Annotated in this window: 21 protein-coding genes; 16 read left to right on the forward strand and 5 right to left on the reverse strand. The window is 74.1% G+C overall.

The window, feature by feature from the left end:
* Positions 1-215 precede the first annotated feature (215 nt).
* From NBZ83_RS03920 to NBZ83_RS03945, 6 genes are all read left to right on the forward strand, one after another.
* Positions 216-1313 carry an acyl-CoA dehydrogenase family protein gene (locus NBZ83_RS03920; RefSeq protein ID WP_261566448.1) on the forward strand — a complete coding sequence of 366 codons (1098 nt, stop codon included), beginning with the start codon at positions 216-218 and terminating at the stop codon, positions 1311-1313.
* Positions 1310-2392, forward strand: a complete 1083-nt coding sequence (locus tag NBZ83_RS03925; RefSeq protein ID WP_261566447.1) for an acyl-CoA dehydrogenase family protein — start codon at positions 1310-1312, stop codon at positions 2390-2392. Before NBZ83_RS03920 ends, NBZ83_RS03925 begins: the two co-directional genes overlap by 4 nt.
* Before the next feature lie 56 nt (positions 2393-2448).
* On the forward strand, positions 2449-2907 hold the full coding sequence (locus NBZ83_RS03930) for a Zn-ribbon domain-containing OB-fold protein (RefSeq protein ID WP_261574356.1): 459 nt from the start codon (positions 2449-2451) through the stop codon (positions 2905-2907).
* Positions 2894-4045 carry a thiolase family protein gene (locus tag NBZ83_RS03935; protein WP_251749772.1) on the forward strand — a complete coding sequence of 384 codons (1152 nt, stop codon included), beginning with the start codon at positions 2894-2896 and terminating at the stop codon, positions 4043-4045. The genes NBZ83_RS03930 and NBZ83_RS03935 overlap by 14 nt, the downstream gene beginning before the upstream one ends.
* A 25-nt stretch (positions 4046-4070) precedes the next feature.
* The gene (locus NBZ83_RS03940; protein ID WP_261566445.1) at positions 4071-5243 is read left to right on the forward strand and encodes an acetyl-CoA hydrolase/transferase C-terminal domain-containing protein; all 1173 of its coding nucleotides are present in this window, start codon (positions 4071-4073) and stop codon (positions 5241-5243) included.
* Between the two features lie 249 nt (positions 5244-5492).
* Positions 5493-7115: an ABC-F family ATP-binding cassette domain-containing protein gene (locus NBZ83_RS03945; RefSeq protein WP_261566444.1), complete on the forward strand. Its 1623-nt coding sequence runs from the start codon at positions 5493-5495 to the stop codon at positions 7113-7115.
* Positions 7116-7119: 4 nt separating this feature from the next.
* Here NBZ83_RS03945 and NBZ83_RS03950 read toward each other — a convergent pair whose 3' ends face one another.
* Positions 7120-7800: a TetR/AcrR family transcriptional regulator gene (locus NBZ83_RS03950; protein WP_261566443.1), complete on the reverse strand. Its 681-nt coding sequence runs from the start codon at positions 7798-7800 to the stop codon at positions 7120-7122.
* Between the two features lie 60 nt (positions 7801-7860).
* Here NBZ83_RS03950 and NBZ83_RS03955 point away from each other — a divergent pair, with 60 nt between their 5' ends.
* Positions 7861-8910, forward strand: a complete 1050-nt coding sequence (locus NBZ83_RS03955; protein ID WP_261566442.1) for an LLM class flavin-dependent oxidoreductase — start codon at positions 7861-7863, stop codon at positions 8908-8910.
* Positions 8911-9018: 108 nt separating this feature from the next.
* Here the strand turns inward: NBZ83_RS03955 and NBZ83_RS03960 are convergent, their stop codons facing one another.
* On the reverse strand, positions 9019-9615 hold the full coding sequence (locus NBZ83_RS03960; protein ID WP_261566441.1) for a TetR/AcrR family transcriptional regulator: 597 nt from the start codon (positions 9613-9615) through the stop codon (positions 9019-9021).
* A gap of 49 nt (positions 9616-9664) precedes the next feature.
* Between NBZ83_RS03960 and NBZ83_RS03965 the strand changes: the two genes are divergently transcribed.
* Entirely contained in the window at positions 9665-10384 is a 720-nt protein-coding gene (locus tag NBZ83_RS03965) for an SDR family oxidoreductase (RefSeq protein ID WP_261566440.1), read from the forward strand.
* Between the two features lie 14 nt (positions 10385-10398).
* Here the strand turns inward: NBZ83_RS03965 and NBZ83_RS03970 are convergent, their stop codons facing one another.
* From NBZ83_RS03970 to NBZ83_RS03980, 3 genes are read right to left on the reverse strand one after another with little or no spacing between them, the layout of a single operon-like run.
* On the reverse strand, positions 10399-11991 hold the full coding sequence (locus NBZ83_RS03970; protein WP_261574357.1) for a class I adenylate-forming enzyme family protein: 1593 nt from the start codon (positions 11989-11991) through the stop codon (positions 10399-10401).
* Complete coding sequence (locus tag NBZ83_RS03975) at positions 11988-13130, reverse strand: acyl-CoA dehydrogenase family protein (protein ID WP_261566438.1); 1143 nt, start codon at positions 13128-13130, stop codon at positions 11988-11990. The genes NBZ83_RS03970 and NBZ83_RS03975 overlap by 4 nt, the downstream gene beginning before the upstream one ends.
* On the reverse strand, positions 13127-14419 hold the full coding sequence (locus NBZ83_RS03980; protein ID WP_261566437.1) for an acyl-CoA dehydrogenase family protein: 1293 nt from the start codon (positions 14417-14419) through the stop codon (positions 13127-13129). Before NBZ83_RS03980 ends, NBZ83_RS03975 begins: the two co-directional genes overlap by 4 nt.
* A gap of 243 nt (positions 14420-14662) precedes the next feature.
* Here NBZ83_RS03980 and NBZ83_RS03985 point away from each other — a divergent pair, with 243 nt between their 5' ends.
* The 8 genes from NBZ83_RS03985 (at position 14663) to NBZ83_RS04020 (ending at position 25661) form a co-directional block, all read left to right on the forward strand.
* A complete protein-coding gene (locus NBZ83_RS03985; RefSeq protein ID WP_261562228.1) occupies positions 14663-15589 on the forward strand; it encodes an SDR family NAD(P)-dependent oxidoreductase in 927 nt (308 codons plus the stop codon).
* 116 nt (positions 15590-15705) lie between these two features.
* A complete protein-coding gene (locus NBZ83_RS03990) occupies positions 15706-16941 on the forward strand; it encodes a Zn-ribbon domain-containing OB-fold protein (protein ID WP_261566436.1) in 1236 nt (411 codons plus the stop codon).
* A complete protein-coding gene (locus NBZ83_RS03995) occupies positions 16938-18098 on the forward strand; it encodes a thiolase C-terminal domain-containing protein (protein WP_261566435.1) in 1161 nt (386 codons plus the stop codon). The genes NBZ83_RS03990 and NBZ83_RS03995 overlap by 4 nt, the downstream gene beginning before the upstream one ends.
* A gap of 27 nt (positions 18099-18125) precedes the next feature.
* A complete protein-coding gene (locus NBZ83_RS04000; RefSeq protein ID WP_261566434.1) occupies positions 18126-18896 on the forward strand; it encodes an SDR family NAD(P)-dependent oxidoreductase in 771 nt (256 codons plus the stop codon).
* A gap of 138 nt (positions 18897-19034) precedes the next feature.
* A complete protein-coding gene (locus NBZ83_RS04005; protein ID WP_261566433.1) occupies positions 19035-20042 on the forward strand; it encodes a DUF2889 domain-containing protein in 1008 nt (335 codons plus the stop codon).
* Between the two features lie 88 nt (positions 20043-20130).
* Positions 20131-20970, forward strand: coding sequence for a hypothetical protein (locus NBZ83_RS04010; RefSeq protein WP_261566432.1), 840 nt, complete (start codon positions 20131-20133; stop codon positions 20968-20970).
* 207 nt (positions 20971-21177) lie between these two features.
* Positions 21178-22782, forward strand: coding sequence for a class I adenylate-forming enzyme family protein (locus NBZ83_RS04015; RefSeq protein ID WP_261574358.1), 1605 nt, complete (start codon positions 21178-21180; stop codon positions 22780-22782).
* A 521-nt stretch (positions 22783-23303) separates the two neighbouring features.
* Positions 23304-25661: a CoA transferase gene (locus NBZ83_RS04020; RefSeq protein WP_261574359.1), complete on the forward strand. Its 2358-nt coding sequence runs from the start codon at positions 23304-23306 to the stop codon at positions 25659-25661.
* The last annotated feature ends 27 nt before the right edge of the window (positions 25662-25688 follow it).

A 25688-nucleotide genomic window follows, 5' to 3' on the forward strand; every position in this document is an offset into this window, starting at 1 on the left:
CCCGCGGCCGCGCTGCGTCCGACCTTGCGGGCCGCGCCCGGGGACCGGCACACCGGTTTACTTTTGACGAAATCGTCAACTACGATGTGCGGGCTGGATCGCACCCCCCGGGCCGCGGTGCGAAGCATCTCGCCGACATCGGTGCGAGCGCCGTCCCGCGGCGGCTGCGCACTCGGAGGAACTCTCATGATCGTCGCCCGCGACGAGGTCGGCTGATGGCCGACCCCCACGACAAGCTGCGCCGGGAGGTCCGCGCGTTCGTCGCCGCGGCCGGCATCGCGGCGCGCAACGACAGCTGGCTGCGCGGCTACGACCCCGACTTCACCCGCGAGCTCGGCCGCCACGGCTGGATCGGCATGACCTGGCCGACCGAGTACGGCGGCGGTGCCCGGTCGAACACCGAGCGGTTCGTCGTCACCGAGGAGCTGCTGCGGGCCGGGGCGCCGGTCACCGCGCACTGGACGGCCGACCGCCAGATCGGCCCGACGATCCTACGGGTCGGCACCGAGGGTCAGCGTGCCGAGCTGCTGCCGAAGATCTGCCGCGGCGAGGTCGTCGTCGGCCTGGGCCTGTCCGAGACCGAGGCCGGTTCCGACCTCGCGGCCGTGCGCACCCGGGCGACGCCCATCGACGGCGGCTGGTCGATCACCGGGGCGAAGGTGTGGACGACGTCGGCGCATCACGCCACCCACCTGTACATCCTCGCCCGCACCGGCGAGGGCGCGTCCAAGCACGAGGGCCTGACCGAGTTCCTCGTCGACGCCGACACCCCCGGCATCACCGTGCGGCCCATCCTCGACCTCGTCGGCGAACACCACTTCAACGAGGTGATCCTCGACGACGTGCACGTGCCCGACGGCCGCGTCCTCGGCACGGTCGGCGCCGGCTGGAAGCAGGTCACCGAGCAGCTCGCCTTCGAGCGCGGCGGGGTGGAGCGCTACCTGAGCACCTACCCCGTGCTCGCCGCGATGATCCGCACGGTCGCGCGCCATCCCGACCGGGCCGCCACCGAGCGCCTCGGCGAGCTGGCCGCGCGCCTCACCGCGCTGCGCCAGCTCGGCCTGCAGCTCGCCGGCGCCATCGACAAGGGAGAGGCGCCGGTGCGCCTGGCCGCGGGGCTCAAGCTCGCCGGCACCCGGTTCGAGAAGGACGTCGTGGAGACCGCCCGGTACGTCTTCGACGTCTGCGAGGGCGACGCCGAGGCCCACCGGCTGCTCGTCGACGGCCTCGCCGTCGTGCCCGGCGCGTCGATCCGAGGCGGTTCCTCCGAGGTCCTGTACACCGTCATCAGCCGGGCGGAGCTACCGCGATGATCTTTGATGCCGATCTGCGTCCCGTCGTCGACGACGTGCTCGGGGCGAACACCGACACCGCCCCCGGCGAGCTGTGGGCGCTGCTGACCGAACTCGGCTGGCCGGTCGTCGGCGTCGCCGAGGACGACGGCGGCGCCGGCGGGGATCTCGCCGCGGTCGCCGAACTCGCCGCCGGCGTCGGCCGCCACGCCGCCGCCGTCCCGCTGATCGAGACCGGCCTGGCCGCCTGGGCGCTGGCCAGCGCCGGGCTGCCCATCACCGCGACCGCCGAGCGCGCCGCCCTGGCGCTGGCGCCCGCCGGCACCGTCGAGGCCCGCCGCGACGGCGCCGACGGCGACTGGATCCTCGACGGCACCGTCCCGCGGGTGCGCTGGGTGCCCGAGGTGCCCACGGTCGTCCTCGTCGTCGAGCAGGCCGACGCCACCGTCGTCGCCATTGTTGACGCCCCGCCGAGCGCCGCGCCGTCCGCCGATCCGACCGCGCCGGGTGGTGCCGCCGGTGCCGCCGGCGGGGTCGAGCGTGACCTGGCCGGCGAACCGGTGGGAACGCTGCGCCTCGACGGCCTGCGGCTGCCCGCCGACCGCGTCGCCGTGGCGCCCGCGGGCCTCGCCGGGGACGTGCTCGCCCGCGTCGCGGTGCTGCGCGCCGCGGCGATCTCCGGCGCCGTCGAGCGGGCCTGCACGCTGACCAAGGACCACGTCAGCACCCGCCAGCAGTTCGGCCGGCCGCTGTCGGCGCTGCCCGCGGTGCGTCAGCTCGTCGCCGGCCTCGCCGTCGAGCGCGACCTGCTCGACGCGGCGCTCACCGTCGCGGTCACCCGTCCGGGGTCTGCCACGGCGGCGGCGGTGCGCGCGGTGGCCGCCCGGACCGCCGGGACGGTGGCCACCGACACCCACCAGTTGCACGGCGCGATCGGCATCACCCAGGAGTACCCGCTGCACCTGGTGACCCGCCGGCTGTGGTCGTGGCGCGACGACGAGGGCACGCAGCGGCGCTGGGAGCGCCTCCTCGGCGACGAGGTGGTCCGCACCGGTTCGGACGAACCGCTGTGGTCGCTGGTCACCGGCGCATCCGCCTGACGGCTCGACCGCTCGACGGCGCGCTCGAAGACTCGAAGGCTCGAAGGAGAGTGGGAATGGCACAGCAGGTACCCCTGGCCGAGGATCTTTTCACCTGGCCGGCGGAGGAACCCGCCCTGATCGGCGGCCGGTCGTCGGACGGCAAGGTCGTCTTCCCGTACCGCAGCCACAAGCTGGTCGGGGGCGTCAACGAGGAGCTGGAGCGGGTGGAGCTGCCGCGCCGCGGCACGCTGTGGACGTTCACCGGCCAGCGGTTCCGCCCGCCGTCCCCGCCGTACGCCGGCGATGACACGCCGAAGACGTTCGAGCCGTTCGCGGTCGGCTACGTCGAGCTGCCCGGCGCGCTGCGGGTCGAGACCCGGCTCACCGAGGCCGACCCCGACAAGCTGCACATCGGCCAGGAGATGGAGCTGCGCATCGTCCCGTTCGGCACCGACGCCGACGGCAACCAGACCATGATCTACGCGTTCGCCCCGGTCGGGGCCGAGGAGGGACACGGCGATGGCTCCGAGTGACGTTGCGATCATCGGCACGGGCCTGCACCCGTTCGGGCGCTACCCCGGCAAGTCGGCGCTGGAGATGGGCGAGGACGCCGTCATCGAGGCCCTCGCCGACGCCGGGGTCGAGTGGTCGGCCATCCAGGCGCTCTACGCCGGCAGCATGGAGGTCAAGAACCCCGAGGCGATCGTCGGGCTGCTCGGTCTGACCGGCGTGCCGGGCCGGGCGGTGTTCACCGGCTGCGCGACGGGAGCGACGTCGCTGGCGATGGCGGCGAACGCGATCCGCCTCGGCGACGCCGACATCGCGATCGCCATCGGCCTGGACAAGCACCCCCGCGGCGCGTTCTCCGACCATCCGTCGGTGTCCGGGCTGCCCGGCTGGTACGGCGAGGCCGGTCTGTTCCTCACCACGCACTTCTTCGGCATGAAGATCAACCGCTACATGCACGACTTCGGCATCACCCCGGTGACGCTGGCCCGGACGGCGGCGAAGGCGTTCCGCAACGGTGCGGCGAACCCGCGGGCGTGGCGGCGCACCCCGATGACCGAGGAGCAGATCCTCGAGTCGCAGTACCTGAACTACCCGCTGACCCAGTACATGTACTGCTCGCCGGACGAAGGCGCCGCCGCGGTCGTGCTCGCCCGCGCGGACCTGGCGTCGAAGTACACCGACAAGCCGATCTACCTGCGCGCCAGCACCCTGTTCTCCCGCCGCGAGGGCGCCTTCGAGCTGCTCAGCCCGTCGCTGCCGCTGGAGACCGCGCCGAGCCCCACCGTCTTCGCCTCCCAGGCCGCCTACGAGCAGGCCGGCATCGGCCCCGAGGACGTCGACGTCGCCCAGCTGCAGGACACCGACGCCGGCTCCGAGGTCATCCACCTGGCCGAGAACGGCTTCTGCAAGGACGGCGAGCAGGAGACGCTGCTCGCCGAGGGCGCCACCGAGATCGGCGGGAAGCTGCCGGTCAACACCGACGGCGGCCTGCTCGCCAACGGTGAGCCGGTCGGCGCCTCCGGGCTGCGCCAGATCCACGAGCTGGTCACCCAGCTTCGCGGCCGCGCCGGGGACCGCCAGGTCGCCGGCACCCCGCGGGTCGGCTACGCCCATCTTTACGGTGCCCCCGGCACCGCCGCCGTCACCATCCTGTCCACCTGACCGAACCGACTGCGAGGGCGAAGGCGTGAGTGTCGAGAGCGGGAAGCTGGCGGAGCTCGTCGAGCCGGGCAGCCGGGTGGCGCTGGCCGACGGGATCGGCGCGCCGCGGTCGGTGTCCGGCGAACTCGCCGCCGCGGCCGCCGCGGCGGGCGGGGTGCGGCTGCTGCTCGGCTGGCTGCCCGTCGCCGACCGCGACCTCGACCTCACCGCCTTCACCGACGTCCGCGCGGTGATGTCCGGCTGGGGCCTGCGCCGCCCGGTGGACGACGGCCGGGTCCACTCGCTGCCGGTGCGGCTGTCGGCGGTGCCGGCGCTGCTGCACGGCCCGCTGCGCCCGGACCTGCTGGTCGCCACGGTCGTGCCGGCTGTCGGCGGCGGGTACGCCTTCGGTACCGAGGTGGCGTGGATGCACGCCGCGATCGCCGCCGGCGCCCGCGTCGCCGGCGTCGTCGCCCACGCCACCCCGCACTGCGACGCCGGCCCCGCGCTGCCCGCCGACCGCCTCGTGCTGGTGGGGGAGACCGACACCCCGCCGGTCGCGCTGGAGTTCAGCGCCCCCGGCGACGAGCACCGGGCGATCGCCGAGCGGGTCGCCGCGCTCATCCCGCCCGGCGCCCGGATGCAGGTCGGGCCGGGGGCGCTCGGCGTCGCCGTGCTGGAGGCGCTGCGCACCCCGGTGCACATGGACTCGGGCCTGCTGCCCGAGGGCGTCGTCGACCTCGACCGCCGCGGCCTGCTCGCCGGCACCCCGGTGACGACCTATCTGGCCGGCGGCCCCGCCCTGCTGGCCTGGGCGGCCGGCCGCCCGCTGCTGCATCCCATCGAGCACACCCACGACCTGGGCCGGCTGTCGAGCGGCCTGCCGTTCGTCGCCGTGAACACCGCGATCGAGCTCGACGAGCAGGCCCAGGTCAACGTGGAGGGCTTCCCCGGTGCGACCGTCGGCGGCGTCGGCGGACACGCCGACTACGCCGCCGCCGGCGCCCGCTCGCCCGGCGGCCTGTCCATCATCGCGATGCCGGCGACCCACCGGGGCCGTCCGACCCTCGTCGAGCGTCTGTCCGCGCCGGTCAGCACCCCCGGCCACGACGTCGACGTCGTCGTCACCGAGCACGGCACCGCCGACCTGCGCGGCCTGGACCGCCGCGAACGCGCCGCCGCGCTGCACCACCTCTGGGACCGCGCCCCGACGAGCTGACTCCGCTATGCGGTGACCGGGTGGGCGCTCTCCCACGTCTGCGCCCCGACCCGTCGCCCGTCTCGCGATCCGCTCAACCACACCACCAGATGTCGCGGAACGTGGCAGCCGGCCAGGGCGGCGAGCATCGGCGCGTCCAGCCGCTCGCGGGCTATCATGGCCGCACCATGAAGCTCTGACACCACCCACGCCCGTGGCCGAGGCAGCGTCCCGGCGGGCGAGAGAAGCGATCCTCTCGGTGGTGTCCGCATGGCCCAGCCCGCGCTGTCCGCGCACGATCTCGTCCGCTCCCTCGGGGGGCGCCGCGTCCTCGACGGGGTGTCGCTCACCGCGGCGCCGGGGCGCCGCATCGGGCTCATCGGTGAGAACGGAGCTGGCAAGAGCACGCTGTTGCGCCTGCTCGCCGGTGTCGACGAACCCGACGGCGGCGCCGTCATGCGGCCCGCCGACCTCGGATTCCTGCATCAGGAGATGCCGTTCGATCCGGCTGCGACGATCGCTGGCGTGCTCGACGAGGCGCTGCGCGAGGCCCGCGAGGACCTCGCCGAGCTCGACCGGCTCACGACCGCACTCGCCGAGACCCCGCCGGACGGCCCCGACCATGCGGCGTTGCTCGCCGCGTACGGCGCGCGGCTGGACCGGGCGCAGGACCATGTGGCCTGGGACGCCGACCGGCGCGCCGAGATCACCCTGGCCGGTCTCGGGCTTGACGGGATCGGTCCGAGCCGGGCGCTGGCGACGCTGTCCGGGGGCCAGCGGGCCCGCCTCGCTCTCGCCGCGCTGCTGGTGCGCCGGCCCACCGCGCTGCTGCTCGACGAGCCGACGAACCATCTCGACGACGACGCCGCCGCCTTCCTGGAGGAGCAGCTGCGTGCCCTGCCCGGCGTCGTCGTCGCGGCCAGCCACGACCGGGCGTTCCTCGACGCCGTCTGCACCGATCTGATCGACCTCGACCCGGCCGTCGACGGCCCGACCCGCTACGGCGGTGGCTACACCGCCTACCAGGCGGCGAAGCAGGCCGAGCGGGACCGCTGGGAGCGGCGCTTCGCCGAGGAGCAGGCCGAACTCGCCGCGCTGCGCCACGCGGTCGCGACCACCTCGCGCACCATCGCGGCGAACCGCGGGCCCCGCGACAACAACAAGATGAGCTTCGGCCTGCTGACGAACCGGGTGGAGCAGCAGATCTCCCGGCGGGTGCGCAACGCCGCCCGCCGCCTCGACGACCTGGAGCGCCACCAGGTCCGCCGCCCTCCGCAGCCGCTGCGCTTCGCCGCCCCGGCGCTGACGAGCCCCGCACCGGACGGGACGCTGCTGGCGCTGCGCGACGTCCGCGTGCCCGGCCGCCTGGCGCTGGAGCGGCTCGACCTGACCGCCACCGACCGGGTTCTCGTCACCGGTCCCAACGGTGCCGGCAAGTCGACGCTGCTCGCCGTGCTGGCCGGGCACCTCGCAGCCGGCGGCGGTGAGGTCCGCCGCCGCGCCAACCTGCGGGTCGGTCTGCTGGCCCAGGACAGCGTGTTCGACCGACCGGAGCGCACCGCGGCCGACACCTACGCGCGAGCGGTGGGGCAGCGCCGGGCCGAGACCGTGCCGCTGGTCGAACTCGGCCTGCTCGCCCCGCGGGAACTGGGCCGCCCGGTGGGGGAGCTGTCCGTGGGTCAGCGCCGCCGCCTGGCCCTGGCGATTCTCGTCGCGGACCCGCCCGACCTGCTGCTGCTCGACGAGCCCACCAACCATCTCTCGCCGCGCCTCGCCGACGAGCTGCAGGACGCGCTGGGCCCCGGCCCCGGCGCGATCGTCGTCGCCTCCCACGACCGCTGGCTGCGTTCCCGCTGGCCCGGCCGCGAACTGCGCCTGCCCGCCCCGGCCTGAGCGGTCAGCGGCGGCTGTCCGGCTTCGGTGGCGTCGGTCGCAGGTGCAGCATGGCGCGGTACATGGCGGTGCGGCTCGGTGGTGGGGGCAGTTCGGCGTGGGCGGTGCCGCTTGCTCCGTCGACGGCGAAGGAGCGCAGCAGGTGGCCGACCAGGCGTCGGGAGGCGGTCTCGGCGGCGGGGCCGCTGGCGGCGACGACGCCGGCGTTGGCCATGAGGATCACGACGAGATCCTGGTGGGCGAAGTCGGGTCGCAGCCGGCCGGCGGCCTGGGCCCGGTCGATGAGCCGGCCGAAGTCGGCCGCAACCTCGTCGCGCTGCGACTCCAGTGCCCGGGTGGTGGGGAAGGTCCGGGTCAGGACCTCCGTGAAGCCGAGGTCGGCGACCTGCATGCCGCAGACGGTCTCGAGGAACCGGGTGAACCCGTGCCAGGGGTCGGGGTCGGCGAGGGCGGCGGACGCGGCGGCGCGGTAGCCGGCCATCTTCGGGGAGAAGACCGCGCCGACGAGGTCGTCGCGGGTGGGGAAGCGGCGCAGCACGGTGGCGATGCCGACGCCGGCGTGCCGGGCGACCTCGTTGGTCGACACCGACAGCCCCTGCCGGGTGAACAGCTCCCGGGCGGCCTCGACGATCCGGTCGCGGTTGCGCCGTGCGTCGACGCGGATCCGCTGGCCGTCATCCGTCACGGCTCCGACCGTACCGCACCATCTGGAGCGCCTTATCCGGTTATCCCGTAGGCTGCGCACATGCTCGAACTCGGGGTGCTTTCGCTCAGTGACACGCAGATCCGGCTGGGTACCGGGGAACGGGTCGGCCACGGCGAGCGGCTGGACGAGATCGTGGGCCACGCGACGCTCGCCGAGCGGGTGGGACTCGACCTGTTCGCCCTGGGGGAGCACCACACCCTCGACTTCGCGGTCTCCTCGCCGGCGGTCGTGCTCGCCGCCATCGCCGCCCGGACCAGCCGGATCCGGCTCACCAGCGCGGTGACCGTGCTGCCGATCCTCGACCCGGTGCGGCTCTACCAGGACTTCGCCACCCTCGACCTGCTCAGCCACGGCCGCGCGGAGATCATCGCCGGGCGCAGCGCGTACGCCGAGCCGTTCGAGATGTTCGGCGAGCACCTCGCCGACGCCGACGCGCTGTTCGACGAGAAGCTCCGCCTGCTGTTGACCCTGCGCGAGCAGGAGCGGGTGACGTGGCGTGGCCGCTTCCGCCCGCCGTTGACCGACGCGCCGATCACGCCGCGGGCCGAGCCCGGTTCGCTGCCGGTGTGGGTCGGGGTCGGCGGGTCGCCCACCAGCGCCGAGCGGGCCGGCCGCCTCGGCCTGCCGATGGTGCTCGGCTACATCGGCGGCCCGCTGAGCCACGCCCGGCGCGCCGTGGACATCTACCGCGCGGCCGGCGAGCAGGCGGGCCATCCCGAGCGGCTGAAGGTCGGCATCTCGACGCACTTCTACGCGGCGGCGTCCGAGCAGGACGCTCGCGCCGTCCACCCGTACTACCACGAGTACCTGCGTCCCAAGACCCCCGGCGGGCGCGGCTTCATCGTCTCCCCGGAGGCGTTCGCCGACGGGATGCGCCGCGGCAACGCCATCATGATTGGCACGCCGGCCCAGCTCATCGAGAAGATCCTCGACGCCCATCAGACCCTCGGCCTGGACCGTTTCTACGGCCAGATCGACTGGGGCGGCCTGCCCCGCGAGCAGGTCGGCGAATCGATCCACCGCTTCGCCGAGGCAGTCGCCCCCGTTGTGCGCGCCCACACCGACAGCCACACCAGCGCCGCCCGCTGACCGTCGCCGCCGAAAGGCGGCTGGGTAGTACCGCGGACCAGGCCGGTCGGGCTCCGGGGCGCGGTTCCGCGGAACACCAAGATCGCCGGGCGGTCGGCGGAGCGGTGATCAGCGCGGCTCGGTGAGGGTGGCCACGAGCTCGCCGATCAGGTTCTCGTCGACGGGTTGGCTGGTGGCGAGGATCCGGTACCAGATGACGCCGAAGACGATGTCGGCGACGGTGCCCGGGGACGGGATCTGCGGCAGGTCGCCTCGGGTTCGGGCGCGGTCGAGGATGATCCCGAGCGCGTCGCGGCGGCGTTGCAGGAACGCGGAGCGGAACCGCTGCTGGAACTCCTCGTCGATCTGGGCGTGGGCCATCAGGGCGCGCAGCGTGTCGACCACCCGCTGGTCGCGGCCCAGCCGGAAGCTGGCGGTGAGGAAGGCGCGCAGGTCGGCGGTGTAACTGCCCTCGTCCGGGATGGGCACATGCAGGTCGGCCTTGATGGCCAGGGCGTCGAGCAGCACGTCCGCCTTGGACGGCCACCAGCGGTAGATCGTCTGCTTGCCTGCGCCGGAGCGGGCGGCGATGCCCTCGATTGTCAGGCCGGCGTAGCCGACCTCGCCCGTCAGCTCGATCGCCGCGGCAAGGATGGCAAGCCGGCTTTCCTCGCTGCGCCTTCGCCCGGGCCGGGCTGGCATGGGGTGGTCGGTCACGGAAACCATGCTAGCCTCAATTCGAGACGAGACGTCACGGTTCGATTTGGGAGATCACATGAGTGAGCGCACCGCACTGATCGTCGGCGGAACATCCGGCATCGGGCTGGCGACTGCTCGGCGGCTGCACACCCTCGGCGCGACGGTGCACGTCGTCGGCCGCGACAAGCAGCGCCTCGACGACGTCGCGGCCACCGATCCGGGGCTGATCGGCCACCGGGCGGACGGCGGACACCGCGCCGAGATCGCCGCCGTCCTCGCCGCCGTCGGCAGCGTCGACTGGCTGATCATCACCCTCAGTGGCAGCGATGGCCCGGGTGCCATCGCCGACCTGGACCTCGATCTGCTCCGCGGGGCGTTCGACGCGAAGTTCTGGGCGCACCTCACCACCATCCAGGCGGCCCTGCCGTACCTCACGCCGACCGGTTCCATCACGCTGCTCGGCGCAATCAGCGCCCGCGTCGGGATGCCGGGAACCGCGGGTATCGCGGCCCTCAACGGCGCCGTCGAGGCCCTGGTCAAGCCGCTCGCCGTCGAACTCGCGCCGATCCGGGTCAACGGCGTTTCCCCCGGTCTGGTCGACACCCCCTGGTGGAGCGGCATGCCCGACGACGCACGGCAGTCGTACTTCGCGCAGGCCGTGCAGGCTCTGCCGGCGCAGCGGATCGCGACCGCGGACGACATCGCCGAGGTCACCGTCGTCGCGGCGACCAATCCGAATGTCACCGGCACCGTCATCGAGACCGACGGCGGGGCGCGGCTGGTGTCGATGGGGTGAGCCGGGGCTCGTCCTCAGCGGCGGGGGCCCCAGGGGGTGTCGGCGCGCAGGCGGGCCTTGTCGACCTTGCCGGCGGCGTTGCGGGGCAGTGGCTCGGTCAGGATGGCCACGAACTGGGGAATCTTGAAGTCGGCGAGGCGGCCGGCGGCATGGGTGAGCAGGGCGTCGACGTCGACGGTCGTGCCGGGGCGGGGCACGATCGCCGCGGCGACCCGCTGGCCCAGGCGCGGGTCGGGCACGCCGACGACGGCGACCTCGCCGACGCCGCCGAACGCGGCCAGCACCCGTTCGACCTCGATGCTGTAGACGTTCTCCCCGCCGCGGTTGATCATGTCCTTGATCCGGTCGAGCAGGTGGATGCGCCCGGCGTCGTCGATGCGGGCGAGGTCCCCGGTGTGCAGCCAGCCGCCGTCGAGGACCTCGGCGCTCACCTCGGGCCGGCGCCAGTAGCCGCTCATGAGCTGCGGGCCGCGCACGAGGAGCTGGCCGACACCCGCCGCCGCCCCGGGGCCGTCGAGGCGCAGCTCGGTGGCGGCCACCGCGGGCCCGACCGTGTCGGCGTGGGCGAGGACCTCGTCGTGGTCCAGGCCGCTGACGCAGGCGGCCTCGGTCAGCCCGTAGCCGGGGCCGAACCGGGCCGCGGGGAACGCGGCGAGCAGCTCCGCGACCTGGCTCGGCGGGGTCGGCGCCGCGCCGTAGCTGACCAGTCGGACGTGGGAGACGTCGGTGCGGGGGAAGTCGGGGTGGCGCAGCGCCTGCCAGTACATCGCCGGCACGCCGTTGAGCACGTCGATGCGCTCGTCGCGGATCGCCCGCAGCCAGGCGCCGGTCTCGAAGTGGGTGGCGATGACGACGGTGCCGCCGGCGAGCAGGGCGGGCAGCCACTGCATGCCGAAGGCGAGGACGTGGAACAGCGGCGCGGCGACGAGCGTCCGGGTCACCTCCGTCGGGCCGAGGTGCAGGGCGCGGCGGCACTGCTCGGCCGCGGACAGCAGTGCCCGGTGCGACAGCATCGCGCCCTTGGGCACACCGGTGGTGCCGGAGGTGTAGAACAGCGCCGCCAGCGCCTCCGGGTCCTCGGCGAGGCGGACGGTGGCCGGGCCGTCGGGCAGCGCGCCCGGGTCGTCGACGACCAGCGTGGCGCCGGAGTCGGTGACGATGTGGGCGACCTCGGCCGGGGTCAGCCGGGTGTTGACCGGCACCGGGACGGCGCCGGCGAGGATCGCGCCGAGCACCGCCGCGCACCAGGGGGCGCCGTTGGGCAGCCGCACGGCCACCCGGTCGCCCGGGTCGACGCCGGCGGCGACGAGGCCGCCGGCGACCCGGGTCGCGGCGTCCCACAGCTCGCGGTAGCTCAGCCGCCGGCCGGTGGCGAGGTCGACAAGCGCCTCGGCGTCGGGCACCCGCTCGACGGTGGCGCGTGCGCCGTCACCGACGGTCGCCGCGAGGCCGGTGAAGCGCAGCCCCGCCGCGGTGCGCACCGTGCCCGCGACGTCCGGGCCGGGACCCGGTGCGGCAAGCCCCGGACCCGGCTGCGGCGCGGTGGGTGGGACGACGGTGCCCGTCCCCGCGCCGGGCGCGGTGGCCGGATCCGGGGCGGCGCTCACACGCCGGCCTTCGCCAGCAGCCGCTCGTAGTAGACCGCCGGGCCGCCGAACAGCAGCTGGGAGGCCTTCGCCCGCCGGTAGTACAGGTGTGCGGCGTGCTCCCAGGTGAAGCCGATGCCGCCGTGGACCTGGATGTTCTCGGTGGCCACGGCGAGGAACGCCTCGGAGCAGACGGCGTGCGCGACGGCCGCGGCCACGCCCGGGTCGGGGGCGTCGGCGACGCCGTCGACGGCGCGGGCGGCCTCGCGGGCCGCGGCGTCGGCGACCTGGACGCGGGTGAGCATGTCCGCGGCCTTGTGCTTGACGGCCTGGAAGCTGCCGATCTGCCGGCCGAACTGGACGCGGTCCTTGGCGTAGGTGGTGCTCGCCTCCAGGCACGCCCGCGCGCCGCCGACCTGCTCGGCGGCCAGCGCCGTCGTCGCCACGTCGAGGACCCGGTCGAGGATCGCCGCCGCGCCGCCGGCCGCGCCGACCAGACGGGCCGGGGCGGCCGCGAAGCTCACCTTGGCGATGCGGCGGGTCAGGTCCAGCACGGGCAGCGAGGTGCGGGTCAGCCCGGCGGCGCCGGCGTCGACGGCGTACAGGCCGGGCCCGGCCGGGCCGCCCGCGACGACGAGGAGCACGTCGGCGCCGGCGCCGTCGAGGACGAGCGGCGCGGTGCCCTCGAGGGTGACCTCACCTGTGCCGGCGCTCGCGGTGACGGCCAGGGCGTCGCCGGCGCCGCGCCCGCCGAGCGACCAGCCGCCGTCGACGGACGGCGGGGCGAGGGTGGCGGTGGTGGTGCCGGCGGCGATGCCGGGCAGGATCCGCCCGGCCTCGTCCCCGCCCGCGGCGACCAGCGCGGTGCCGGCGAGCACCACCGAGGACAGGAACGGCGAGGGCAGCAGCGCCCGGCCCATCTCCTCCAGCACCACGGTGAGCTCGACCAGGCCGTAGCCGTCGCCGCCGTGCTCGGTGGGCAGGGCGAGCGACTGCAGGCCGAGCTGCTCGGCCATCTGCGCCCAGACCTTGTCGTCATAGCCGCGCTCGGAGTCGATCGCGGCGCGCACGGCGCGCTCGTCGGCCTTGGCGGCCATGAAGTCGCGTACCGCCGAGCGCAGCTCGTCCAGCTCGGTGCTGGTGGTGTCCTCGGTGCTCATTCTCCAGACCTTCCCGATCCCGTGGAACCGACCGACCGACGGAGCTCCCGGAACGGCGACCTGGTGTCGATGCCGGGCTCCTTGGGCAGACCGAGCACCCGCTCCGCGAGGATGTTCTTCATGATCTCCTCGGTGCCGCCGAGGATGCGCAGCGCCGGGGTGGACAGCAGCAGCTCCGTCCACGAGTAGGTGCCCCACTCGCCGGTGTCGGCGATCAGGCGGGGGCCGATGATCTCGGCGGCGAAGTGGGTGCCCCGGGTGAGGTTCTGGGCGTACATCAGCTTGGACACCGACGCCTCGGGGCCGGGCTGCTCACCCGCGCGGAACTTGCGGATCATCTGGTGGTTGAGGTACTCGGTGGCGAGGGTGTCGGCGTGCAGCTCGGCGAGGCGCCGGCGGGCGGCGCCGTCGTCGAGGCGGCCGTTGGCACGCAGCAGCTCGGTGAGGAACGGCAGGGCGACGGCGCGGCCGACGGGGCCCGCGCCCTCGCCGCCGACGCTGGCCCGCTCGTTCATCAGGGTGGTCAGAGCCACCCCCCAGCCGCCGTCGACCGGGCCGAGGCGGTGGTCGTCGGAGACGTGGACGTCGGTGAGGAAGACCTCGTTGAACTCGGAGCCGCCGCTCATCTGGCGCAGCGGGCGGATGTCCACCCCGGGGGCGGTCATGTCGACGATGAACGCGGTGATGCCCCGGTGCTTGGGCTTGTCGGGGTCGGTGCGGCACAGCGCCAGCCCGATCGCGGCGTGGTGCGCCACCGACGTCCAGACCTTCTGCCCGTTGAGCACCCAGCCGTCGCCCTCGCGCACGGCCTTCGTCTCCAGGCCCGCCAGGTCGCTGCCCGCGGCCGGCTCGCTGAACAGCTGGCAGGCGATGATCTCGCCGCTGTAGAGCCTGGGCAGGTAGCGCTGCCGGAGCTCGTCGGTGCCGTGGGCGAGGATCGTCGGGCCGATCATGCCGAGGCCGATGAGGGAGAGCACCCCGGTCTCGGGCACCTCGTAGGCGGCCTCCAGGCCGTCGTAGACGAGGTCGTGCAGGGTGGTCAGGCCGCGCCCGCCGAACGCGGTCGGCCCGGTGAGCCAGCCGAAGCCGTTGTCGTAGCGGGTGCGCTGCCATGCCTTCGCCGCGGCGACCTTGGCGTTCTCGACGTCGGGCGGGTCGGTGCTGAAGTAGGTGATCCGGTCCTCGCCCTCACCCCAGGCGACGTCCTCGGCCGCCCGGGCGCGGCGGGTGGCATGTGTGTCGAGGAACGTGGTGACCTCGGCGACGAACTGGTCCATCTCGCTCGGCATGGGCAGTCTCCTCGGGGGTCGGTGGGGTGCCTGCGCCGGCCCACCGGAGGCGGCCGCGGTGCCGGAAACCCAGATGCCGACTGGGGTGTCAAGTATGGCGGAAAATCCCGGCTTACAGGGGCACGCCGGGGCGGCATGAGCAAGGATTATGGCCTCATGACACTAAGGTTTGACGAATATGTCAAGTAGCCCCTAGAGTCGCCAGCGTCGCCGTGCGGACTGACCGGGCAGAGGAGCTTACGGGTGCAGCAACAGGGTGAGGGTCTGCTGGCGGGACGCGTCGTCATCGTGACGGGCGGGGGCCGGGGAATCGGTCGCAGCCACAGCCTCGAACTGGCCGCGCACGGGGCAACTGTCGTGGTCAACGACCTGGGCGTCGGCGTCCGCGGGGAGAACTCGCAGGAGGAGCCGGCCGACGCCGTCGTCGCCGAGATCGAGGCCTCCGGCGGGGTCGCGGTGCGCGACACCGGCAACGTCACCGACTGGGCGGCGGTGCGCTCCCTCGTGGCGAACACGGTCGAGCGGTTCGGCCGGCTCGACGCCATCGTCAACAACGCCGGAATCCTGCGGGACGCGACGATCACCTCGCTCACCGAGCAGGACTGGGACGCGGTGATCGGCGTCCACCTCAAGGGCACCTTCGCCCTGACCAAGCACGCCTGCGACTACTGGCGGGCCGAGTCCAAGGCGGGCCGCCCGGTCGCCGGGCGGATCGTCAACACCACCTCCGGCACGGGCCTGGCGGGCAACGTCGGCCAGGCCGCCTACGGCGCCGCCAAGGCCGGCATCGCGAACCTGACGCTCACCACGGCGCTGGAGGCCGGCCGCTACGGCGTGACCGCCAACTGCATCTCGCCGGTCGCCGCGACCCGGATGACCGCCGGCACGGGCCTCGCCCAGCCCGGCGCCGCCGAGGGGTTCGACCGGTTCGACCCGGCGAACTCCTCCCCGGTCGTCGCCTGGCTGTGCTCGCAGGCGTCCGGCTGGCTGACGGGGCGGGTCCTGCGCATCGACGGCAACACCGTGCATCCGGTCGACCCGTGGAGCGTGCGCCGCGGCTACAGCGCCGCCCGTGGCGGGCGCCTCGACGCCGCCGAGCTCGACGCCGGACTGCGCGTCGTGCTGGGCACCGCCCCGGCGGGCCTGGCCGGGCTGAGCATCGTGTCCTGAGCGGTGGGCGCGGCGAACGGTCGTGACCCGAACGGTCGTGACCCGAACCGGTCGTGACCCGAGCGGTCCCGGCCTGATCGGCGAAAGTCCTGGCTGGCGGCGAGAGGAGAAACGCGATGACGACGGTGGCCGCTGTCGGTACGTATCTGCCCCCCTGGGGCAGCGCGCGGGGACGGGTCCTGGGGCCTGATGAGGACGCGCTGACGCTGGCCGTCGCCGCCGCCCGGGCGGCGCTGGCGGGCGCCGGCTCGGAGCCGGACGTGCGCCGGGTGGTCTTCGTGACCCGGGAGTTGCCGCTGCTCGTCGGCGGCAACGGCGCCGCGCTGCTGGCCGGCATCGGGCTGCCCGACGACGCCTCCGTCGTCGAGCAGGTCGGCGGTGGGCCGGCGGTGTTCGACGCGCTGGCCGGCGCCGAGGCTGGCACGCTGGTGGTCGGCGTCGACGCGACCGAGACCGGCGCGGTCGGCGCGGCCGCGGCGCTGGTCGCCGCCGGTGACGGCGTCGGCGTGGAGCTGGTCGGCCGGGTCGTGCGCAGCCTGCCGGTGCACAGTCGCGAGACCGGCGGTGGCGTGCGCGACTACTCCGACGCCCGGCTGGAGCGCGAGCGCGGCGTCGGGGTCGCCATCGAGCGCCTCGACCTGCCCGACAAGCCGGTCGTCGTGGCGGGGCTGCCCGCCAAGCAGGCCCGCGCGCTGTGCGCCGGGGTGCCCCCGACGCTGCCGACGACCGGCGCGAGCGCGGCGCTGTTCGCGCTGGCGGCGCTCGCCGAGGTCGGCGCCGGCGGGCTGGTCCTCGCCGTCGAGCAGGGCTCGGCGACGGCGCTGCGCGTCGACGGGGTGCCCACGGTGCACCGCGACGAGCCGGCGCTGCTGGCCCCGGAGAAGCTGACCCGCACCCCCGGCCCGGACATCGCGATCTCGCTGGCCGCCTACGAGCGGGCCTTCGACGCGAAGCTGCGCTGGGACGCGGGCAAGTGCGACGCCTGCGGCACGCTGGCGCTGCCGCCGCGCCGGCGGTGCATCACCTGCGGCTCGGAGGACGGCTGGTCGCTGACCCCGCTGCCGCGCACCGGCGAGGTGTACACGACCGTCACCGTGCACGTCCCCGTGCCGGGCCTGCCGACGCCGTACTCGCTGGCGATCGTCCAGCTCGACGGCGTCGAGGTGCGCGCGCTGGTGAAGGTGACCGGTGCCCCGGCCGGAACGGTGCAGATCGGCGACCGTGGCCGGCTGGTGCTGCGCCGGGTCGCGGTCCGCTCAGGAATTCCGGACTACGGATATGCGCTGTATCCGGATACGGCCGACGCGGCCGCGGGTGCGGGTGCGGGTGTGACCGAGGGAGCGGTGCGATGAGACGGGTGGCGGTGGTCGGCGCCGGCATGACGGCGTTCGGCGAACATTTCGACCTGGGCATCAAGGAACTGCTGCCGATGGCGGTCTCCGAGATGGCCGCGCACGTGGACAAGGGACTGGACCGCGCCGACATCCAGGCGGCCTGGTTCGGCGAGCTGACGACGTCGGACGGTTTCCCCACGGGCATCCTCGCGGACACCTGCGGGCTGCTCGACATCCCCGTCACCCGGGTGGAGAACGCCTGCGCGACGGGGAACGACGCGGTGCGCAACGCCTTCTACGGCGTCGCGTCCGGGGCGTTCGACGTGGTGCTCGTCGTCGGCGCGGACAAGGTGCGCGAGTCCTCGGCGCGCAGCACGTTCTGGGAGTGGGCGGGGCTGACCCGCGACATGGCCTGGGACTACCCGCTCGGCCTGGTCGCCCCGGCGAACTTCGCCCTGCACGTCGCCCGCTACCTGCACGAGTCGCCGGCGACCAAGGAACACCTCGCGATGGTCGCGGTGAAGAACCACAAGCACGCCGTGCCGAACCCGAAGGCGCAGCTGCGCTACGAGATCACCGTCGAGCAGGCGATGAACTCGCCCGTGGTCGTCGCCCCGTTCAACCTCTACGACTGCACCCCGCAGAGCGACGGCGCGGCGGCGCTGCTGCTCGTCTCCGAGGACGTCGTCGACCGTTACACCGACCGTCCGGTCTGGGTGCGCGGTGTCGGGCTCGGTCTTGACCGGGTCATGCACCAGCACAAGAAGGACATGACGACCTTCCCGCCGACGGTGAAGGCGTCGAAGGCCGCCTACGCGATGGCCGGGATCGGCCCGGCGGACATCGACGTCGCCGAGGTGCACGACTGCTTCACCGGTGTCGAGCTGATCAGCTACGAGGACCTCGGGTTCGCCGAGAAGTTCGGCGCGTACAAGCTCATCGAGAACGGCGTGACCTCCGTCGGCGGCGCCAAGCCGGTCAATCCCAGCGGCGGTCTGAAGGCGAAGGGGCACCCGCCGGGCGCCACCGGCGTCGCGCAGTGCGTGGAGCTGTTCGAGCAGCTCCGCGGCGAGGCGGCCAACCAGGTCGACGGCGCCCGCACCGCGCTCGCGCACAACATCGGTGGCCCCACAGCGGTGTCCGCGGTGACAATTCTGTCGTCCCAGCGGGGCTGAACGACACACAGACGGGAAAGGGACCGGATGGAACTGGCAGGCAACGTCGCCCTGGTGACCGGCGGCGCCGGCGGCCTCGGCGAGGCCACGGTACGGGCGATCGTCGCCGCGGGCGGGTCGGCGATCATCGCCGACCTCAACGACGAGCGCGGCGAGAAGCTCGCCGCCGAACTCGGCGACGCGGTGAAGTACTCGCGCACCAACGTCCTCGACGACGACTCGGTGCTCGCGACGATCGAGGCGGCCGGCGAGCTCGGCACGCTGCGCTTCGCGGTGGCGTCCCACGGCGGCTTCGGCGTCGCCGAGAAGGTCGTGCAGCGCGACGGCTCGCCGGCGTCGATGGACGGCTTCCGCAAGACCGTCGACCTGTACCTCAACGGCACGTACAACGTGCTGCGCCTGACCGCCGCGGCGATCGCGCGCACCGAGCCGGGCGAGGACGGCGAGCGCGGCGCGGTCGTGACCACGGCCAGCATCGCCGCCTTCGAGGGTCAGATCGGCCAGTCGTCGTACTCGGCGGCCAAGGGTGGCGTCGTCGGCCTCACCCTCGCCGCGGCCCGCGACCTGGGCTCGCTCGGCATCCGGGTGGTCTGCGTCGCCCCGGGCACCATGCGCACGCCGATCATGGAGTCGGTCGGGCCGGAGGCGCTGGCGAAGTTCGGCGCGGCGGTGCCGTTCCCGAAGCGCCTGGGTCACCCGTCGGAGTACGGCGCGCTGGTCACCCACATCCTGACCAACCCCTACCTCAACGGCGAGACGATCCGCCTGGACGGCGCGCAGCGCTTCGGGCCCCGTTAGGGCCCGCGGCCGCGGGACCGCCCGCCGCGCCCGGCCCTGCCCGGGTCCGGGCGCGGCGGCGACGGCGTTCCCGCGGCCGGTCCATGTTTCATCCGAGCCTGAGCCGAGCCTGACCCGGGCCTGACACGGGGAGTGGCGATGATCAGAGCAGGCCATCCCGGCCATGGGCCGCGCATCCCGGCGGCGGCCGCCCCCCGGCGCCGGCCGGGCTCGATCCGGCGTACCAGTACCGTCGACATCGCGGGCGGCCGGGCGCTGTCCGGCCCGCTGGTGCTGCGCGGGCGGGGCCGTGACCTGCTCACCGATCCGTCCGGGACCGGGTTCGAGCGGGCGCACGCGGCGGTCGAGGTCGAGATCGACCGCGCGGCGCGCCCCGCCGTCGCCCGCGTCACCGCCGACCCGCCTCTGCCCGGCGTCGAGGCGCTGGTCGGGGCGAGCGTGCCCGGCGGTTTCCGCAAGGCCATCGCCGCGGCCCTGCCGGCCGAGGCATCCTCGCTGGGGCACCTGCTGCTCGACGACGTGCCCGGCGCGGTCATCATCTCCGGCTACGCCTGGGCGGTGGAGCCCGGCGAGAACGGGCCGCATCCGGGCGGCATGGCCCAGGCCGACATCTGCTCGGGCTGGCGCTCCGACGGCACGATGATGATCTCCATGCGTACCGAGGGCGGGTTGCCGCCGATGGCCGGCCCCGTGGCCCCCGACCTCGCCGACCCCGACGACCCGGCCGCCTGGCACGAGCTGCCACCGCTGGGCGTGAACGGGGTGCGCCGCCGTCGGCGCCTCGACCTCACCGTCCGCGACGGGCTGCTCGACATCGACGCGATGTTCCGCGACACCTACGTCGACTCCGACGGCGACGAGACCGTCGTCCACGAGTACGGCCTGACCGCCGAGATCGACGCCGCGACGTTCACCGTCGTCACGGTCGCCGCGCAGCCGCGGGTGCTGCCGTGGGTCGAGTGCCCGCTGGCCGGCGCGAGCGCGGACCGCCTCGTCGGCACCGACGTCCGCGCCGTGCGCGGGCTGGTCGGCGGCGCCTTCCGTGGCATCTCCACCTGCACGCACCTCAACGACCTGCTGCGCTCCCTCGGCGACGTCGAAGCCCTGGCCGCCGCGCTCGCCCCCACGCCGGCCGCCAGCTCCTGACCCGGCTGGTCTCCTGACCTCCTGGCCCACGGGGCGGAATGAATTCCGTGGTGGTGTCGCCGCGGTATTCTTGTAGTACCGTCCAGGAATGGTCAGGGATATTCGTGAAGTCACCCCGGAAGAACACTGGAAGCAGTTCGAACAGGCCTGGACGGCCTTGCTCAGCTACCGGTATCTGGGAAAGCTGAGCCCCGATCTCGACAGTGCCGTCGAACTCGAGACGATGCCGCTGCGCCACGACATGCGCAACTCCACCGGCGGCATCATGGCGGCGCCGCTGTGCATCGCCTCGCCCGAGCCCTACTGGCTGGACAGCCAGTGCGTGCCGGCGCCGGTGGTCATGTCCTACGACATCCTCGACAGCGCCCGCGACGTCCGCGGTGTCGTCGTGCACCGCGACGTCATCCATCTCGGCCGCACCATGGGCTTCAGCCGGTCGCTGACGGTCGACGCCGACGACCCGAGCCGGGTGATCGCCGTGTCGTGCGGTACCGGGGTGAGCCTCGGCGACGTCCCCGAGGACTACCAGAAGGTCGCCAATCCGCCGGTCCCGGTCGTGGACTCGCCGTCGCTGCCGCCGCTGCACCAGGTGTTCGGGGCGCGCCGCGGCGAGGACGGGTTCTGGCGGCTGCCCGAGGTCACCCCGGAGCTGTCCTCGCCGCACGCGGCTCTGCACCTCGGACCGATCAACATCGCTTTCGAGGCCGCGGCGATGGACGCCGCCGCCGCGCACGCGGGCACCGACGCCCTGCAGGTCGACAGCTGGATCGTCATGTTCGTCCGTCCCGGTGTCGCCGGGCCGTTCCGGGTCGAGGCCGAGGTCGTCAGCGGGCGCTCCGAGCGGATCGCGACGCAGCTGACCCTGCGCGACGAGGGCCGCGCGGATCGTGTCGTCAGCGTCGCCCGTGCCGTCTTCCGTCGGGTCTGATCCTGTCGCGGACACACGTCGAGTAAGCGGGCTGCTCCGGGGCGTCCCGTCATTGACGCTACTTGCGACGGTTTCATAGAATAACGTTCTACGCTCGGCGAATTGGTGTCCTCCGTATCCTGCGCCGGGATTCCTCCGCCATTCGCGGGAATCTCGTCTGCGTCGGTTCCACCTGCCGAGGCGCATCGAGTTCGAGGGGTGCTTCGCGTGCCGGTCTCCGTCATCAATGACGCCGCCACCTGGTGGGAGTTGATCGAGCGCCGGGCGCGGGCGACCCCGGATCTGGCGATGCTCGTCGACGCGGGCGGGCGGCGGCTGACCCACCGCCAGTTCCGCGATCTCGCCGAGCGGGCCGCCGCCGGGCTGTGGGAGCTGGGAGTGCGCCCGGGGGAGACGGTGAGCTGGCAGTTGCCGACGACGATCGAGGCCGCCGTGCTCATGTCCGCGCTGGCCCGCCTCGGCGCGGTGCAGAACCCGCTCATCCCGGTCCTGCGCGAGGCCGAGGTCGACTTCATCGTCGGCCAGCTCGGGACGCGCTGGATCGTCGTCCCCGAGCTCTTTCGCCGATTCGATCACCGGACGATGGCGGAGAAGGTCGCCGCCCGCCACGACGCCCGCGTCCTCGTCTGCGATCCGGGCGCAGTGCCGGCCGCGGCGTCGACCGCGATGCCGGGGGCGGGGTCGGGCGCCGCGGCGGGGATCGCGATCGCGTTGCCGCTGGGCGATCCGGCCGTGCTGCCGCCCGCCGGCGCCGACGGCGACGCGGTGCGCTGGGTGTTCTACACCTCGGGCACCACCGGCGTGCCCAAGGGTGTGCGGCACACCGACCGTTCGGTGCTCGCCAGCTCCAACGGGATGGTCTACCAGCTCGGGTTCACCGACGCCGACGTCGCCTCCATCCCCTTCCCGCTGGCGCACATCGGCGGCCCGGGGATGCTGGGCCTCATGGCCAGGGTCGGGTGTTCCGGCGTGCTCGTGGAGACCTTCGACCGGGAGACCACCCCGGGGATGCTCGCCCGCCACGGCGTGACGATGCTCGGCAGCGCCGCCCCGTTCTTCCACGCCTACCTCGACGCGCAGCGCCGCCACGGCGCCGAACCGCTGTTTCCCCGGCTGCGGCTGTGCGTCTCCGGCGGGGCGCCCAACGAACCGGGTCTGCACACGCGGATCCGCGCCGAGCTCGGCGGCGCCGGGATCTGCAACGGCTGGGGCCTCACCGAGCATCCGGTCGTCGGCTACGCCGCGCCCGGGTCCCCGGACGACCGGATGGAACGCACCGCCGGCCGCCCGGCGCCGGGGGTCAGCGTGCGGGTCGTGCGCGCCGACGACACGCCCGCCGCCCCGGGGGAGGAGGGCGAGCTGCGCCTGCGCGGCCCGCAGCTGTTCGCCGGCTACACCGATCCCGCCCTCGACGCGGACGCCTTCGACGAGGCCGGCTACCTGCGCAGCGGCGACCTCGGCTATGTCGACGCCGACGGCTGGCTGCACCTGACCGGGCGGCTGAAGGACATCATCATCCGCAACGCGGAGAACATCTCGGCGCTGGAGGTCGAGGCGGTCGTGCTGCGCCATCCGGCGGTCGCCGAGGTCGCCGTCGTCGGGCTGCCCGACGCCCGCACGGGCGAGCGCGCCGTCGCCGTCGTCGTGCCCGACCCGGACCAGCCGGCGCCGACGCTCGCGGCGCTCGTGGCGTTCTGCCGCGCCGAGGGCCTCGCCCCCTACAAGATCCCCGAGCAGCTCGAACTGGTCGCCGAGCTCCCCCGCAACTCCATGGGCAAGGTCCTCAAGCGCCAGCTCCAGCTCGCCTTCTGACGCGGTTCCGCGGAACACCATGATCATCGGGCCGGGGCTGGTGTCAGGCGACCTGGCGCGGACGTTACGCATCATGACGCTGGCGATGCCGATCGGCACATCGACGGCGCGGTCGCCGGAAATCATGCGAGTGTGGATATCGACCCCACCGCAACCGACTCGCAATCCGGTCGAGTCCCGCGGCGGGGATGGTGTCCTGGCCTACAGGGTGACAGCGCGGATGCCGCGGGCGGTCCTTGTGCTCCCCGGCGTACAGGTCGTCAGCACCGTCGAGCACCGCCAGGCGCCGGACGCGGTGGGGAATACGTGTCCGGTGTTCGACCTCGCCGTCCTGTCTCCCACGGCCCGGTCCGACGTCTGGAAAAGCTGGCAGCGCGAGCATGGTTCGTCATGAGCCGCGGTGCCCGTCCGCGCCTGACTCGCGTCCATGGGGCGTCGAGAACTGACTGAGCTGCATGAATAGACGAATTAGGGTGGGCCGTAGGGCGATTTCGGTGGAGACTTCGGCAGGAGGGCATGGGATGAGCGGCGCGTATGACGGCGTGCGGGTCCTCGACGCGAGCGGGGCGATCGCGGGCGCGATGGCCGCGATGTACCTCGCTGACCAGGGCGCCGACGTCGTGCGATTACTCCCGCCGGGGCGGGGCCCGCTCGACGATGGCCCGGGCCGGCTGTGCTGGGACCGCAACAAGCGGCTGTGCGCCCTCGACCGGACGAGCCCCGCCGGGGCGGCGCAGCTTCGCCGGCTGCTCGGCGCCGCCGACGTGCTCGTCGTCGACGGCACCCCCGACGACCTCGACCGCGACGGCCTCGACCCGGACCGCGTGCGCGCCGCGCAGCCGGACCTGATCCACCTGTGGCTGCCGTTGCTCGCCCCGGCGGCGCCGTGGGGCGGGCTGCCGGCCGACCCGCTGCTCGCCGACGCCGTGTCCAGCGCGTCGGGTGAGCACGGCTCCTACGACGGTCACCCGCTCGCGCTGGTCACCCCGATCGTCGCCTACGGCCAGGCCATTCTCGGTGCGACCGCCGCCGCGGCCGCCCTGCTGGGCCGCGACGGTGCCGGCCGCGGGCGGGCGGTGCTGGTCAGCGGGCTGCACGCGACGGCGGCGATGGAGGCCGCGAGCCTCACCGACGCCGAGGGGATCATCCGCGCGAGCCAGCCCGGCGGCGGTGGCTCGTCGGCGAACTACCGGCTCTACCGCTGCTCCGACGACCGCTGGCTCTACCTCGGCGCGCTCACCGAGCCGCTGTTCCTCACCGCGCTCGACGTGCTCGACCTGTTCGAGGTACTGACGATGCCGGGCGTGGACGGCTTGATGCTGAACATGCTGCGCCCCGGGGTCGGCGCCCCGGTCGTCGAACGGTTCGCGGCGAGGTTCGCCGAGCAGCCGCTGGCCCACTGGGAGCGGGTGCTGACCGAGGCCGGGGTGCCCAACGCCCCGGCGCAGACCCGCGACGAATGGTGGACGGGCGACGTCGTGGCGTCGAACGGGATGCGCCGGGTGCACGTCCATCCTGACCTCGGCTCGGTGGAGATCCCCGGTGATCCGATCCGGTTGAGCCGCACCCCGGGGGCGTTCTCCCACCTACCGAGCGCGCAGGCGTTCGTCGACGTCGCGCGGGTCTGGACCGATCCCCGCCCCGCCGCGGCCGGGGCGGCCGGGGCGGCCGGGGCGCAACCGCCGGCGCCGCTGGCCGGGCTGCGCGTGCTCGACCTGGGCAGCTTCGTCGCCGGGCCGTTCGGCTCGACGCTGCTGGCCGACTACGGCGCCGAGGTCATCAAGGTCGAGGGGCCCCACGGCGATCCCTACCGGATCTACACCGTCTCCTTCCTCGCCTTCCACAAGGGCCAGGACGACATCGTGGTCGACCTGAAGACGCCCGCCGGCCGGGAGACCTTCCACGACCTGGTGCGCAGCGCCGACGTTCTGCTCGACAACGTTCGCCCGGGGGTACGCGAGCGCATCGGCACCGACTATGCGACCCTCGCCGCGATCAACCCGCGACTCGTGCGCGGCACGGTCACCGCCTGGGGCACCGGCAACCCGCTGAGCGCGACCCCCGCCTTCGACCCGCTGCTGCAGGCCCGCTCCGGGCTCATCGCCGCTCAGGGCGGCGCCGGCGCACCCTGCCAGAGCGCCATGCTCGTGCACGACATCGGCACCGGGTCGCTCGTCGCGTTCGGCATCCTCGCCGCGCTGTACGCCCGCCGGCGCGACGGGCTCGGGCAGGAGGTCGTCACCACGATGGTGAACTCCTCGGTGATGATGCAGGCCGGGGAGTTCGTCCGCTACACCGGCCGGCCCGCGCCGGCGGTGGGCGGCCACGAGTACGTCGGCGACACCGCCGTGCACCGGCTGCACCCGTGCAGGCAGGGCTGGGTCGCCGTCGCCGCCACGACGCCCGAGCACGCCGCCGCCCTCGCGACCGCCCTCGACCTCGATGCCGTGCCCGACCGTGGCGGCGTGGGGCACGGGGGAGGGGAGGTCGGCGCCGCGGCGTTGCTGCGGGCGCCGGCCGCGGGGCCGGTGGCCGACCGGATCACCGCGGCGCTCGCCGGCCTGACCGGTGCAGAGGCTGCGAGTCTGCTCGCCGCCGCGGGCGTGCCGGCCGCCCCCGTCCTCGACCGCGGCGGGTTCCTGACCGATGCCTGGTTCGCCGCGGCGGGCATCCTCACCCGCATCGACGAACCGGACCTCGGGCCGTGCACGGTCGTGCGCCGCTACGCCGACTGGTCCGGCAACCCGGTCGAGATCACCGCGGCGGCTCCGCCCCCGGGGGCGGGCACCCGCCGGATCCTCGCGGGCCTGGGCTACTCCGGCGACCGCATCGCCGAACTCCTCGCCGCGGGGGCGGTCCGGGAGCACGCCGCGCCGTGATCCAGCCTCGGGGAGGCCCGACGCCAG

Origin of the sequence: Frankia gtarii, assembly GCF_025403375.1 — a bacterium.
In the GTDB taxonomy this organism is placed as follows: domain Bacteria; phylum Actinomycetota; class Actinomycetes; order Frankiales; family Frankiaceae; genus Frankia; species Frankia gtarii.